Annotated in this window: 20 protein-coding genes; 8 read left to right on the forward strand and 12 right to left on the reverse strand. The window is 61.4% G+C overall.

Annotation, left to right across the window (positions count from 1 at the left end; all coding sequences use genetic code 11):
- Nucleotides 1-10 precede the first annotated feature (10 nt).
- The 8 genes from IPF85_RS25390 to IPF85_RS25425 form a co-directional block, all read right to left on the reverse strand.
- A complete protein-coding gene (locus IPF85_RS25390) occupies nt 11-163 on the reverse strand; it encodes a hypothetical protein (protein ID WP_343410841.1) in 153 nt (50 codons plus the stop codon).
- Between the two features lie 121 nt (nt 164-284).
- On the reverse strand, nt 285-1,304 hold the full coding sequence (locus IPF85_RS25395) for an NB-ARC domain-containing protein (protein WP_343410842.1): 1,020 nt from the start codon (nt 1,302-1,304) through the stop codon (nt 285-287).
- Nucleotides 1,288-1,575: a hypothetical protein gene (locus IPF85_RS25400; protein WP_343410843.1), complete on the reverse strand. Its 288-nt coding sequence runs from the start codon at nt 1,573-1,575 to the stop codon at nt 1,288-1,290. The genes IPF85_RS25395 and IPF85_RS25400 overlap by 17 nt, the downstream gene beginning before the upstream one ends.
- 517 nt (nt 1,576-2,092) lie before the next feature.
- On the reverse strand, nt 2,093-2,515 hold the full coding sequence (locus IPF85_RS25405; protein WP_343410844.1) for a PhoU domain-containing protein: 423 nt from the start codon (nt 2,513-2,515) through the stop codon (nt 2,093-2,095).
- A 262-nt stretch (nt 2,516-2,777) separates the two neighbouring features.
- The gene (locus tag IPF85_RS25410) at nt 2,778-3,365 is read right to left on the reverse strand and encodes an L-serine ammonia-lyase, iron-sulfur-dependent, subunit alpha (RefSeq protein ID WP_343410845.1); all 588 of its coding nucleotides are present in this window, start codon (nt 3,363-3,365) and stop codon (nt 2,778-2,780) included.
- Complete coding sequence (locus tag IPF85_RS25415) at nt 3,278-3,658, reverse strand: hypothetical protein (RefSeq protein ID WP_343410846.1); 381 nt, start codon at nt 3,656-3,658, stop codon at nt 3,278-3,280. Before IPF85_RS25415 ends, IPF85_RS25410 begins: the two co-directional genes overlap by 88 nt.
- Before the next feature lie 373 nt (nt 3,659-4,031).
- Complete coding sequence (locus tag IPF85_RS25420) at nt 4,032-4,202, reverse strand: hypothetical protein (protein ID WP_343410847.1); 171 nt, start codon at nt 4,200-4,202, stop codon at nt 4,032-4,034.
- On the reverse strand, nt 4,168-5,496 hold the full coding sequence (locus IPF85_RS25425) for a hypothetical protein (protein WP_343410848.1): 1,329 nt from the start codon (nt 5,494-5,496) through the stop codon (nt 4,168-4,170). Before IPF85_RS25425 ends, IPF85_RS25420 begins: the two co-directional genes overlap by 35 nt.
- A 517-nt stretch (nt 5,497-6,013) precedes the next feature.
- On the opposite strand from IPF85_RS25425, the gene IPF85_RS25430 reads away from it, so the two are divergent.
- Nucleotides 6,014-6,439: an OsmC family protein gene (locus IPF85_RS25430; RefSeq protein ID WP_343410849.1), complete on the forward strand. Its 426-nt coding sequence runs from the start codon at nt 6,014-6,016 to the stop codon at nt 6,437-6,439.
- A 146-nt stretch (nt 6,440-6,585) separates the two neighbouring features.
- On the opposite strand, the gene IPF85_RS25435 is transcribed toward IPF85_RS25430, so the two are convergent.
- Nucleotides 6,586-7,272 carry a hypothetical protein gene (locus tag IPF85_RS25435; protein WP_343410850.1) on the reverse strand — a complete coding sequence of 229 codons (687 nt, stop codon included), beginning with the start codon at nt 7,270-7,272 and terminating at the stop codon, nt 6,586-6,588.
- Between the two features lie 16 nt (nt 7,273-7,288).
- The gene (locus IPF85_RS25440; protein WP_343410851.1) at nt 7,289-7,522 is read right to left on the reverse strand and encodes a hypothetical protein; all 234 of its coding nucleotides are present in this window, start codon (nt 7,520-7,522) and stop codon (nt 7,289-7,291) included.
- Between the two features lie 696 nt (nt 7,523-8,218).
- On the opposite strand from IPF85_RS25440, the gene IPF85_RS25445 reads away from it, so the two are divergent.
- From IPF85_RS25445 to IPF85_RS25475, 7 genes are read left to right on the forward strand one after another with little or no spacing between them, the layout of a single operon-like run.
- On the forward strand, nt 8,219-8,764 hold the full coding sequence (locus IPF85_RS25445; protein WP_343410852.1) for a sigma-70 family RNA polymerase sigma factor: 546 nt from the start codon (nt 8,219-8,221) through the stop codon (nt 8,762-8,764).
- A gap of 27 nt (nt 8,765-8,791) precedes the next feature.
- A complete protein-coding gene (locus IPF85_RS25450; protein WP_343410853.1) occupies nt 8,792-9,559 on the forward strand; it encodes a hypothetical protein in 768 nt (255 codons plus the stop codon).
- Nucleotides 9,459-9,833, forward strand: a complete 375-nt coding sequence (locus IPF85_RS25455) for a hypothetical protein (RefSeq protein ID WP_343410854.1) — start codon at nt 9,459-9,461, stop codon at nt 9,831-9,833. Before IPF85_RS25450 ends, IPF85_RS25455 begins: the two co-directional genes overlap by 101 nt.
- Nucleotides 9,824-9,982, forward strand: coding sequence for a hypothetical protein (locus IPF85_RS25460; RefSeq protein ID WP_343410855.1), 159 nt, complete (start codon nt 9,824-9,826; stop codon nt 9,980-9,982). Before IPF85_RS25455 ends, IPF85_RS25460 begins: the two co-directional genes overlap by 10 nt.
- A 10-nt stretch (nt 9,983-9,992) precedes the next feature.
- Complete coding sequence (locus IPF85_RS25465; RefSeq protein WP_343410856.1) at nt 9,993-10,913, forward strand: ABC transporter ATP-binding protein; 921 nt, start codon at nt 9,993-9,995, stop codon at nt 10,911-10,913.
- 38 nt (nt 10,914-10,951) lie between these two features.
- Nucleotides 10,952-11,410: an ABC transporter permease gene (locus tag IPF85_RS25470; protein ID WP_343410857.1), complete on the forward strand. Its 459-nt coding sequence runs from the start codon at nt 10,952-10,954 to the stop codon at nt 11,408-11,410.
- Nucleotides 11,401-11,784 carry a hypothetical protein gene (locus IPF85_RS25475; RefSeq protein ID WP_343410858.1) on the forward strand — a complete coding sequence of 128 codons (384 nt, stop codon included), beginning with the start codon at nt 11,401-11,403 and terminating at the stop codon, nt 11,782-11,784. The genes IPF85_RS25470 and IPF85_RS25475 overlap by 10 nt, the downstream gene beginning before the upstream one ends.
- A gap of 770 nt (nt 11,785-12,554) precedes the next feature.
- Here IPF85_RS25475 and IPF85_RS25480 read toward each other — a convergent pair.
- Together IPF85_RS25480 and IPF85_RS25485 are read right to left on the reverse strand one after the other, a co-directional pair.
- The gene (locus tag IPF85_RS25480) at nt 12,555-12,785 is read right to left on the reverse strand and encodes a hypothetical protein (protein ID WP_343410859.1); all 231 of its coding nucleotides are present in this window, start codon (nt 12,783-12,785) and stop codon (nt 12,555-12,557) included.
- 57 nt (nt 12,786-12,842) lie between these two features.
- A partial coding sequence (locus tag IPF85_RS25485) for a hypothetical protein (RefSeq protein ID WP_343410860.1) occupies nt 12,843-13,085 on the reverse strand: 243 nt, incomplete at its 5' end.

The raw sequence follows: 13,085 nt of genomic DNA on the forward strand, positions 1-13,085 counted from the left end.
CCGCTTGATCTCAAAGCCGAGCGCCTTTCCAATACTCGCCGGTCGTGCCGGTGGCATAAACTTCGTGATGGGCAAGCAGGGTGCGGTTATACAGCGCCCATTCGATCAGGTCGCCCTTTTTGTTGTCATGCGCGACAAGAGCAATTTTTTTGTCGTGCTCCATAGCAATTTTTTTTTTTATACTTTTTCTAATTCTTTCTCTGTGGATATTTTCCAGGTTTCACCCATCCCGCCGATGACCTTATTGTGCGCGGATGGGCGGATGCTGCACGCGCATTGTGCGTTCAATTCTCCTCGGCCGCCCTTCCGCTTGCCACCTGACTTCTTCCAGCAAAAAGGACTCTGTGAGGCGATGAATACTGTAGCGGCTGGAATCGCGCCGCGACCACGGAATCGGGGCGACCGGCGCGGCGAACATTGACCAAGCTTAAGCGGATGAGCTGCTGCAGCGCGTCCGTGACCTGCGCAGATGGCAGTTGACTGACGGCCTCAATCTGGTGCAGGCCGCCCCCTTCTTCCGCCACCAACGGCATGACTAAAAGCACATTGCGCGCATCTTCGTCCAACTGCTTCCAGGCTTGCCAATAAATATAGCGGTAGAATTTATCAACTTTCGTTCCTCGCGCCTGGCGTAAATCATCCAGAACGCGCGACAAAGGAAAGGCGCTCAACTGCCCGGCGACCAGTTTGATTGCCAGGGGATTGCCGCCCGTGACATCATGCGTCTGAGCCAATTCGACGTCCGACGCCGCGGCCAACGTCAAGAGATTACGGTTTTGCAGTTCATAACGCAGTAAATCCAACGCATCGGTCAGCGGCAGTTCATCCAGGCTGAAGGTGTAAACCGCGCCAGCCTCGCGCAGACTGTAGCGGCTGGTGAGCAAGAACTTGGCGGGATTCGCCAGGCTCGCCAGGCTTGGGAGCAATGCCTCTTGATCAGTCGCCGTCTCCAGGTTATCCACCACCACCAGGATCGGCTTCTCTTGCAATAGCACACGCATGTGCGCGGCCTGGTCGCGTGGCGACATGGCTGCGGCCGCGCGCGACCCAATCAACTGGTCTAACACCCGGCTCACAAAGCCCTCATAGGTCAGCGCCGGGTGAGCGGCATTGACAATACCATACACAGGGTGCCACTGCGACTGGCGTGCGCTGACCCAGAGAACATCTTCGAAGCGGGTCAGCGTAGCGTGGTCAAGAATGGCCGCCAGCGCCAGGGAGGTCTTGCCGATGCCGCCAATCCCATCAAGCCCGATTACCCAGGGATCGCTTGGGGCCAGCAACGCCTCACGCAAAGCGGCCAACGGTTCTAGTCACGCCAAACAGACGGCTGACGCCCAATTGCGCCCGCTCTTCAATCAGGCTGCGATAACGCCGGTACGCTTTCGCCTCAAGCTGCGTCCATTCCTCGGTCAGTTGATTAAGCGCCATCGTTCGATAACGATACACGCTGGACTCGCCGTCTTCATGGCATCGGCGGCGCGACGCACGGTCTCGCTTTTGTAAAAATATGCGCCAGCGCCCGCGTTGATCCCGGTTCAAACGCTGCAAACTCTCATTGATCTGCGCCTTCATGGCCGCTGACACATCTCGGCCGTGTTTGCTCAGAATTTGACGGATATGCAGAGATCGGGCGAGAGTGGTTGCGGAAAGCGCGCTCTTTCCCCAGGCTCCAGCGCCTCCACAATCTCTTTTGCTGATCTTGAGTGTGGGGCTAATCCATCAGTCGCATCAGGCATACTAATCTCCCAGGGGACGCCAAAGTGAGAGACAATGAGAGAAAGATGGTAAACCACCGGCAGAATTTGCGCGATATGCGTGAGGAGGCCCCGCGCGGCGCGGGGTAACGTTGATGCCCGTTGTCGTATCGCCCCAGGTTGCCCATATCCGGCATGTTGAGGGTTCTCCGGCCTGCCCTCCGTAAGAACAACATGCCATTCAGGGCCGCAGGATATTCTGCGCTTTCTCTACCCAGATAGGGAAGACCGTAGCGTACCCTGCGGCGGTAGGGACAGCAGGGGGTCTGTAACGCAGACGCAGGGAATAGGGCATTGGCATCAACATTGTGATCTACGACCTGTTGCCGCGGGCGTTAGCCACGTAGAACACCTGCTCGGCGATATTGGTGGCGCGATCGCCAATTCGCTCCAGTTTGTGCGCCACCCGTTGCAGGCTCATCACCGCCGCGGCCTCTTCGGGATGACCGATGATGTGCGTACAGCAGGTTCATGATCGTCCGATAGCGGTTGTCAATCTCGTCCTCTCCAGCGGTGATGTTGCGCACGGCCTGCACATCGAGCGAGGCAAAGGCGGTCAGCGCCAGGCTGAGCAGGTGGATCACCGGTTTCCCCATCGCCACTACTTCTGGAACCATCGGCAGATGGGCTACCTGCGGTGATTTCAGACGGATATTGGCAATCTTTTTGGCATGATCGCCCATGCGCTCCAACTCCGAAGCGATGGTCAGCGCGGCCAGAATTCGGCGCAGATCGCGCCACCGGCGCTTGCACGGCAATCAACTGCGTGCAGCGTTCTTCCAACTCCATCCGTTCCTGGTTGATGCGATAGTCGCTGCTCACCACCTCGCGCGCCAGGTTTAGATCGTCCGTTTGCCACACCAACAGCGCCTGATTCAAAGCCTGCACGACATCGTTGCCCATCGCCTGCAAAATACCGCTCAATTCATTCAGGCTGCGATCAAAACTCTGCCGCGTACGTGTTCCCGGCCCAGCAAATACATTTCCCACCAGTTTTCTCCCTGTTTAGCGTGCCTCGTTTTACGTCTTTTGCTTCTCGCTCCAGACGAGCTTCGCCAGCCGTTTGCCGGTTGGCGTGGTAGCCAGGCCTCCCTGGGCGGTCTCGCGGTAGCGCTCATTCATGTTGCGGCCAATCTCGGCCATCGCGTCAATCACTTCGTCCGGTGGAATGACGCTTTCCACCCCGGCCAACGCCAGGTCTACGGCAACAAAGCATTGGGCCGCGCCGCGCGTTGCGCTTGACGCACGGCACTCTACCAACCCGGCCACCGGGTCGCACACCACCCCCAGCATGTTCTTCAGGGCGCTAGCCACGGCGTGCGCAGATTGATGCGGCGTGCCGCCCAACAACTCGACGGCGGCCCCGGCGGCCATCGCCGCGGCGCTGCCCGTCTCAGCCTGACATCCGCCGGCCGCGCCAGAAACGTGCGCGCGGTGAATGATGACCGCGCCGATGCCGCTGGCGGTGAAGAGCGCGGCCACCAGGTCATCGTCGCTAAAGCCCCGCACCGCTTGCAAGGTCAGCAGCACACCAGGCAGAATGCCTGCCGAACCGGCCGTGGGCGTGGCACAATGCCCCATGCCCGCATTGACCTCGTTGACGGCCATGGCATGTGCCACGGCGCGGCTGAGAATGGGGCCGCATAACGGCTGGTTGCCCGCCCCGAGCCACCGCCAAAACTTATGGCGCTGCCGCCGCTGATGCCGCTCAGCGAGCGCACCGGCTGCGCGATGCCCATCTCGGCACTGCGGCGCATCACCAACAAACGTTGGCGCATCCGTTCCCAGATCTCCTCGCGGGTGCGCCGACTCTGCTTGAGTTCAGCCGTGATGACAATGTCATACAACGGTTTGCCTTGTTGCTCTGCGGCATCCACCATCTCAGCCAGCGAAGAGTACATGAAATCACCTCGGAAAATCGCAAAACCAAGGGGGAGATCAGAGACCAGAGATCAGAGACCGGAGATCAGGGACCAGAGCGCTCAGGAGCAGGGCCAGAAAGGACCAGAGATCGGAGACCCAGAGAACAAAGGGAGATCAAGATGCAAGGATCAAGTCCCAAACAAGGGATAGTCGGTTGTCTTGTTGATTGGCGACCAGGGCGCCGAAAGTGAGGCAAAGTAGGAGAACTGTACCAGCTCCTGAGCCTGGCGTACGAAGAAAATCGCCAAGTCTCAGGCGAACGCTTGACGGAACAAACCAGAGTTCGCAGACAAAGAACCCCGGTTTTTTGAGATTAAGGAGTTTTCAGGTTGGATAAACCTGAAAACGGGTCTAGTTGGTGCTGCGGCGGCGCAGGAGAGCAGTCGCACCGGTGGCCAGCACAAGAGCCAGCGCCACGATGAGCCAGCCGCTGATCGTGGGCGCCGCGGCGCCGCTGTTCAGGCTGCTCAGCTCGACGCCGGTGGGCTTACCGCACGGGTTGTAGGTGAATGCTGACGTCATCCGCCCAGGCGCCGGTCGCAGCCACCGAACTGTCGGTGCCGAGGCGGTAGCGGAACCACATGTTCTGGCCGGCGAACGGCAGCAGATCAACCGTCACCTGCACAAAGCCGGTGCCAGCCGGAATGTTGCCTGTCCAGGCCTGGCGGCCAGCGAGCGGACTGCCGAAGTTGACACTGATCGTGCCGTTGTAGCCGCCCGAGGTGATGTTCGCGCCGGCGTCAGTCCACGTCGCGCCGCCGTCGGTGCTGATCTCCAGCACAGCGCCGTCGAACGTGCTTTCCGTACGCACGCGATGGTAGAAGGTCAGAATGGCCGATGTCGCTGCGCCTGGAATGGCGATGGGGTTCGTCAACTGCAAGCGCGTGTCGGTCACGGTGCTGCCATCAGGCGCAAAGGCCGAATACGTACCGGTGTTGGCGCCCGTGGTAACGGCGGTCCAGGCCGGCGTGCCATCGGCGGTGAAGATGCCCAGGGTGCCGCTCTCGAAGCCTTCCGTCACCGTGCAGTTATTCGGCGTGGCGGTGGGCGTGGGCGTCGCGGTGGGCGGCGAGGTCGGCGTCGGGGTTGGGGTGGGGCCGCTGCCCGTGGTGCCGCTCAGGCGGAAGAGCAGGTCAGGATCTGTGCCGACGGCGCAGGTGGCCGCGCGTGCGCCCCAGGTTGTGCAGGGTGTGCCAAAGCCGCCGCCGGGATTGCGCCAGGCGGAAGCGCTATTGGACTGTACCGTGCGCTCGGTCCATCCCCACTGGCCGCCAGCGGTGAAGTCCATGCGCGCCTGCACCGAGACCCAGTAGGTGCCGGAGGGGAGGACAGCCGGGGTGGTGAGGGCGATGGTGAACATGCCAGCTGAGTCGCTCGGTACGAGACCGAGCGCGCTGTAGACCTGGGTGCCGGGCAGGGTGGCCGCGTTGTCGTAGAAGAAGACGTTGACGGCCGGGGCGGGGCCGGTGCCGTTGTAGTAGGCGCCGGGGGCGTAAACCTCGTTGATGCTCCAGGATCCATCGCCGGCGGGGATCACAAAGTCGTCGGCGGCCTGGTTATCATAAGCGTCGAAACTGGCTTCGAAGTCCTGGGAAGAAACACTGTTGATGCCAGGATTATCGGTCTGGTCGTAAAGCACAAACGGGGGACCGCTGTAGGGCGCAATCGCCGGAGCGCTCGGCAGGCTGACGCTCTTGGCTGGAATGGGGCCATCAACCTTGACGGGTGGATTGCCCTGGTCGGCAAAGACAAAGGTTGGCGCCAGGGTAACCAACAACAACGCGACGATCAGTAGAACAGCTAGGCGAGAACGCATGGAATATCCTCCTGTGGTGATTGAACAAAAACGGTCTTGCGAAAGTATACACGATTATCTGGTCCTGAGCACCTCCTTGACAGCGAAGCGGCTCGACGGGCCAGCCGAACGGCGCGAAATCGGTGGGACTCACAAAGAAACTGTGGCGATTTTCCTCAAAGCGCCGCGGCGGCGATGCGTCTGATTGGCTACTCACATCGCAAGAAAGACAGATTTGCCTGCGAGCGTAGGCTCGATGCCGTGTTTTTGGGTGACTTCGCCTTGGGAAACGGCCCCTGCCATAGATTGACCGTGGGGCTACTGAGAAGCGGCGAAATTGTGCCACAAAATGAGGCGCTTGTCAAGATAAGCGAAAATTTTACACGGCTCTAACGCCTGATCGTATCTTTCCGACCCGCAGGTTTGACAAAGAAACAAAATTTACTATACTAGGGTATAGTATTATTGAAATCATTCTTGTCAAACTTGCTGGGCGTTTTCATCGGAAATCGCCCAGCAAGCAGGAAAGGCCCAAGCAATGAGCACCGTTCAGGTGACATGGCTGCAAAAGCAGCAGTACGTCGGCGTGGACAGCAGCAAACACGCCGTGGTGATGTCCACGCAGGATGCCGAGAATGGCATCGGCATGAAACCGTCCGACCTGCTCCTGGTCGCGCTGGGCGGCTGCACCAGCGTGGACGTGATCTCCATCCTGCAAAAGAAACGCCAGCCGGTGACCGGTCTGGAAGTCAGCATTAGCGGCGAGCAGGAGACGGACCCACCCTTCACCTTTCGTAAGGTCCACGTGGTGTACCAGGTGCGCGGTCGCGGCTTGAAGGCCAAGGCGGTTGAGGATGCCGTGGCCTTGTCCGAGGAGCGCTACTGTTCGGTTGGCGCCACCGTGCGCGCGGCCGCCGTGATCACCCACGAGATTCAGATCATTGACGAAGCCGAAGCGCCCTGAGCGCCAAAGCGCCGCGCGTTTGTCGACAAGACCAAAACAGCTTGACAAACTGAAACCATGTGCTATACTTAGGTTGTGCCGGGCGATTGGAGGATCGGGGACTCTCCACCTCCGGTTTGGCGCGTCCAGGAGGCGTGACGATCGGCTCAGGCTGCGCCGGCCTTGATGAGCGCCCCAATGCCTTCGCCGGCCACCTGGCGCCAGTCAGGATCGGCAGGCGGAAACCGTTCGTCCTCTAGCTCCCACGGCTCGGTCAAACGCAGCAAACCCAGACGCAGGCTCACGGTCAGCGCGGACTTCGGCAAGGCCCTCGACAAGCTCAGGCCCGGCGGACCCCGCCCAAGCCCACCGCAGGAGCTGCCAGGCGGCGCGGCGATTGACTCCTGCGCGCCCGCGCGCCGAATCCGCAGCACCGTGGCGTCTTGCTGAAAGCGCCACCAGCCATCCACTAGCATCACCTGCGCCCGCTCCGTCTGCGCCAGGCGCTGCGCGCGGTTCACCACCCAAACCTGGTTTGTGCGGCTGGAAAGAAAAGCCACGAGCGGGGCATTTTCCACATCGGTCTCTTCAACGGCTTCCAGTTCGTCTAGCGCAGTAAGTTCAAGCGCCGCGCCCTCCAGGTAATCCGCCGGCGCCAGCACCCCATAATCGCCCGAATGGCGCAGCGCCACGCGCAGCCCCTCCTGATCTCCGCGCTGCTGCACATGCCAGCGCACGACATCCCGCGTGAACGAGCGGATAGCGGGCGAGTGGTGCAGGGTCAAATGCAGCAGGCTGTCATGGCTGATGATGATGGGCGCCAGGGCCGCGACGAAAGCCTGCTGCGCCCTCACGGGTCGCCGCGCCGGCCTAATGAATCTCGACCAGGCGCAGGAGCACGCCGGCGTTGGTCAACAGCGCGGCCGCCAACGACCCATCCACCGCGGCCGCGGTCAGCAGATCATCTATGACCAAATGAGGATGGACGACGATGCGCGGCGGCACCAGGGCAAGGTTACGTGCGGGCGCTGGCGCGGCCAGCAGCGCGGCCAGGGTCTCCCGGCTGGTTTCCGGATCCTCGAAAGCCTTGAGAATCGCCGGCACTTCAACCCCTGGCGCGGAAGAAAATTGTGGAAACCTAGGGTCCGGGGCCACCTCATGGTGTAAGTACAAGAAAGGCTATTCAGCCTCCGGGCGACCGAGGTCGCTGCAACGATTACGAAGCCTCCCGTCGGAGGCTACCGGTAGTCGGCGAAGGCCGACTTTGTAGCTGTTGCAGCGGTTTCAACCGCCCGCCCAGGCTGGCTGAATAGATACCAAGAAAGATTCATGCGAGCAGGCAGAGTATAACGGCAAGGAGAATCGGAAGCAAACCGCGTGGCAAAGATGGGTGCGAACGTATTACCAAAAAACGAAAAACACCGGCTCGCCCTAGCCGGTGTTTCTCGTCGTTCGTTTGGGAGGAAGGAAGGAGGAAGCTTTGAACTTTTACCGAAGCCCCGTTAACTCCGGCTTTTCTCGTGCAACCTTGAGCTTAGTGTCGTGTGCTTGGTTTAAGGCCAGATGAGAAAGGGATTAAGCCAAGCTATAACTTTATCGCTGATGGGCCGATGGCCGTCCACCTTACTGCGCCATGGGCGATTCTACCCTTGTCACAAATTCACGCTGATCGGTGTTATAATAAACGGAGCGTGAAAAGGCAAGCCATGATCGTGAAGCGGATGCCCATTCCACACGAGGCAACCAGGGTGAGTAAGGCTCGGCGACAGTCGAGCGTCGGCGCAGCGGCCGCGCAGGCGGATGAAAAAAGCATTTGAGGCTTCGTTCCAACAGCACTATGCACGCGTCTATCACCTGCTTTTCCGGCTGGTAGGCAACCGGGTCGAGGCGGAAGACCTGGCGCTGGAGGTGTTCTCCCGTCTTTGGGAACAGGCGCCAGCGCCAGCGGCCGCCAGTGCGGGCGAGCACCTGGGCGGCTGGCTGTACCGGGTGGCGATGAACCTGGGCTTCAATGCACTACGTTCAGCGCGGCGCCGGTCGCATTACGAGGCGATTTCCTACGAAAACGGCGCGGAAACCGCCTCTGCATCCAGAACTGCTGGCGCGATGGATCCAGCCCAGGCGGCCGAGTTGGCCGATGCGCGCGCTCAGGTGCAAGCCGTGCTGGGCCAGATGAAGCCGCGCGACGCGCAAATCCTGGTGCTGCGGCACAGCGGTTTGTCGTACAAAGAGATTGCAGCCGCGCTGGAGATCGCCCCTGGTTCGGTGGGCACGCTGCTGGCGCGCGCCGAACGCGCCTTTGAGCAAGTCTACGAGGACTATGAACCGGTCACGGCAAGACGATGAGGAAATGGGACAGAAGAGGAGATTGACATGCACCCGACAGAAGCAACGCTGCGATCCTATCTCGATCATGAATTGGCGAGCGCCGCACACGCCCAAACCGCGGCGCACCTGACGACCTGCGAGGATTGCCAGGCGCATCTGCAGACGCTGGAGGCACGCGCGGCGCGCGTCGGCCAACACGTGAGCCGGCTCGCACCTGATGCCGCTGCGGCCCCGCGCCCGGCGCACCTGGTTTATGCGCGCTGGCAGGCCGAGCGCACTTCCCCCAGGTCTGTCGGCCTGGAACATTTCGGTTTTACACTACAAAGGAGTCTAACCATGTTACGTTCTCTGTTTAGCGGGCGCTATCGCCCGGTGGGCGTGAGCCTGGCGCTGATTGTCTTACTGGCTGTGGCGCTTTCGGCGGCGCCAGTGCGCACCCTGGCCAGTCAATTCCTGGGCATTTTCCGCGTCCAGCAGGTGGCCGTGGTGCCGGTAGATATGAGCACGCTCGAAGGGCTGAGCAATAACGCCGCCCTCTCGCAGCAGGCCGAAGCGTTGTTTGCCGAATCGGTCAAGACGACACGCGAGGCCGGACAACCGCAGGAAGTGGCCACCGCCGCTGAGGCCAGTACGGCCGCCGGGTTCCCGGTGCGTGCTGGATGCCGGCGCGGGCGCGCTGACGCTGACAATCGAGCGTGGCCCGGCCGTGGAGATGACGATCAACCGGGCGCGCGCCCAGGCCCTGCTGGAGGCCGCCGGTCACACGGACATCAAGCTGCCCGCGACGCTGGACGGCGCGCCGATTGCAATTGACATTCCCACGGCGGTGGTGAGCCGTTACGGCGCCTGCCGCACCGCGCGTGAGCGCCAGTCACAGATGGACACCTGCCTCATCCTGACGCAATTACCCAGCCCCACGGTGACAACGCCGCCCGACCTGAATATGCAAGAGTTGGCTGCGGCCGGGCTGCAAATGGCCGGACTGAGTCCCTCGAAGCGCAGGCCTTCAGCCGCACGGTTGACTGGACATCCACCCTGGTCATTCCTATCCCCGTGGGCCAAGCTGACTACCAGCAAGTGTTTGTAGACGGCGTCACCGGCTATCTGATTGCCAGTACTGGCAACAATGACCTGCCGAGCCAGACCCTCATCTGGACGCGTGACGGCATGATCTATGACCTGACCACGTTCAACCCCAAGTCAGACCTGGTCGCCATCGCAGGGCAGCTGCATTAGGATCATCTGAATGACAGCAACTCACGCCATTGAAACCAACGCGCTGCGCAAAGTCTTTGGCGACAATGTGGCGGTGCGGGGCCTTACGCTGACCGTGGAGCAGGGCGAGGTCTTTGGCTTTTTGGGGCCTAATGGCGCCGGCAAAACCACCTCCATCAAGATGCTCCTGGGGCTGGCGGCGCCCACGGCCGGCGCGGCCTGGCTGCTCGGTGCGCCGTTGGGCGACCGCCCGACGCGGGCAAAGATCGGCTTTTTGCCGGAACATTTCCGTTTTCACGACTGGCTCACCGCGCAGGAGTTCATGACCCTGCACGGTGAGCTGTATGGCATGACGGCAGAGACCAGGCGCCGGCGCAGCGCTGATCTATTAGAACGGGTGGGCCTGACGCCTTTCCGGGATAAACAACTGCGCACCTTTTCCAAAGGCATGCTGCAGCGCGTGGGGCTGGCGCAGGCGCTGTTGAACGAGCCGGCGCTGGTCTTTCTGGATGAACCCACCTCCGGGCTGGACCCGGTGGGGCGGCGCCTGGTGCGCGACATCATCGGCGATCTACGCCGCCAGGGAACGACCGTTTTTCTCAATTCGCACCTCCTGAGCGAGATCGAGATCACCTGCGATCGCGTCGCGTTCATCAAGCACGGCGAAGTGCTGCGCGTCAGCGCGCTGAAAGGCCTGGTGACGGGCGAAACCAGCGTGACGATCCACGCCGCCGGTCTGACAGACGACATGGCGGCAGGGTTGAGCGCGTGGGGACAGGATGTGCGCGTGGACGGCGAACAGGTGACGCTGGCCGTGGCCGATGACCAGGCGCTGCCGCAGATTGCGCGCTACCTGGTGGAACAGGGCGCGGCCCTGTACGCCATGACGCCGCAGCGCCTGTCGCTGGAAGACCTGTTCATCCAGATCGTGGGCACCGACGGGGGGTTGTAAATCACCCGCAAAAGGTCGATTTCTCCGCGCTGCGTCCTGTGAAGATCATCGCTCGCCTGACCCTGCGTGAGGCCGTGCGCCGGCGCATGGTGCTGGCAGCCGGGCTGTTGGGCCTGGCTTTTCTCCTGATTTACAACCTGGGCTTCTTCTTCCTCTACCGCGACATCCGCGCCTCCGGTGGCCTGGGACCAACTCTGGCACGCAACGAGTTCTTCAACTTTATTTCCATGGCTGGCATGTACGCGGTCAATTTCCTGGGCATCGTCATGGCCGCGCTGATTGCCGCGGATACCCTGGCCGGGGAGATCGGCACGGGCACGATCCAGGCCGTTGTCACCAAGCCCCTGCGCCGCGGCGAGGTAGTGCTGGGCAAGTGGCTCGGTTTCGTCATTCTGCTCACGCTCTACCTGACGCTGATGGGGGGCGGTGTTTTCGTCAGCCTATGGGCGCAGGCCGGCTATCCAGGCGCCGCACGTCTTGACCGGCCTTGGCGCTGATCTACTTCAACAGCCTGCTCATGATGAGCGTCACCCTGGCTTGCAGCAGCATCCTAAGCACGCTGGCGACGGGTGGGGTGGTCTTTGGTCTCTACAGTCTGGCTTTTATCGGCGGCTGGGTCGAGCAGTTCGGCACCTTTGCGCACAACCAGACCGCGGTGCAGGTCGGCATCATTTCCAGTCTGTTGATTCCAAGCGAGGCGCTGTGGAAACGCGCGGCCAATGAGATGACCACGCCCCTGGTGCGCGAGCTGGGCTTTTCGCCCTTCACCTCCAACTCCGTGCCCAGCGTGGCCATGATCGTCTATGCCGGTTTCTACCTGGCCGCGGCGCTCTGGTTTGCCATCCGCCGCTTTCGGGCGCGCGATCTGTAGCGGAGATGGAAGACCGGAGACCGGGGATCATCCACCTTAAACGAGAGCGGAAACATCCTGAGTTACACAAATGCTATAAAAGTGTCAAATGATGATTTACACTAAACGGCTGTTTGTGTAAAGTGTGGGGCGCGTAAAAACCCGGCTTCTTGGAGAAGCCGGGCTTCTTTACTCATTGATTTTACCGACATAGATGCTTTGACGATTCTTCCTTGCGGCGCCACTGCCAGTAGCGGCCTTTGCCATCCGTTCGCGGACCGAAACGCTCCTGGCGCCAGCCTGAGCCCGAGCCTGTCGAAGGCCTGACTGCGGTCTGACGGCTCGGACGGCTCGACTGCGGTTCGACGGCTCGACTGAGCTCGCCGAAGTCAGGCTCACCGCACGGGGCCTGAGCTTGTCGAAGGCTCGACTGCGGTTCGACGGCTCGACGGCTCGACGGCTCGACTGAGCTCGCCGAAGTCTGAGCTCGCCGAAGTCTGAGCTCGCCGAAGTCAGGCTCACCGCACGGGGCCTGAGCCTGTCGAAGGCCGCTCACCCGGGAGGCGCGTCGCTGTGGACTTGGCGCTGACCGCCTTGGGCTGGCGGCGGCGGATCGTGCCAAAGGGGGCAGCGGCTCGCCCCGTTGACCCCGTCAGCGCCCTTGACCGGACGCACGAACGAGTACTGCGCACGCACCTGGTTACGCACATGCTCGGCCGCATCCGGCACCAGCTTCGCCCGCCAGACTCTGCGCCGTACCCAACAACGTCTTCGCCTCTCTTGTTCAATGTTCAACTCCAACAGCCGCCTCCGCATAGGCCGCGCGCCGCGGTAAGCGCGCGATGCTTCTCAGGGTCAAACACCGACACCCCAACGCCCCCAACCACATTCCCGATCACCACACCGATCACACCGAACAACGCCACCGTCGGCAGCCACACCGGCGCAACCACATCCGTGCGGATGAGGAGCACGTCACCGGCGAAGGCGCAAGCCATGCCAATCAGGTCAAGGATAATCATCCCGCCCGCAATCGTTTCCTGCTCGGCGCTCAGCGCCCCATGAGTTGTAGCACGACCCTACAGCACAACGCCCAAGTCAATCGCGGCCAGGCCGAAGATCGCCACGATGAAGGCGTCAGACGGCAGTGGTCGTCGTCGAAAGTGATAAGTCCGAAAGCCCGTGAAGGCCAGCAGACTGATCTTCAACAGGTTGATCTTAGCAGGCGTTTGCCGCCCAGCCCATCCGGAATCATGTCGTTCATCTTCGTCTCCCATCAACACGGGCAATAGGGTTAGCGTAATGCCAGTAATTACCAGCAG

It is taken from the genome of Candidatus Amarolinea dominans, from assembly GCF_016704685.1.
In the GTDB taxonomy this organism is placed as follows: Bacteria; Chloroflexota; Anaerolineae; order SSC4; family Amarolineaceae; genus Amarolinea; species Amarolinea dominans.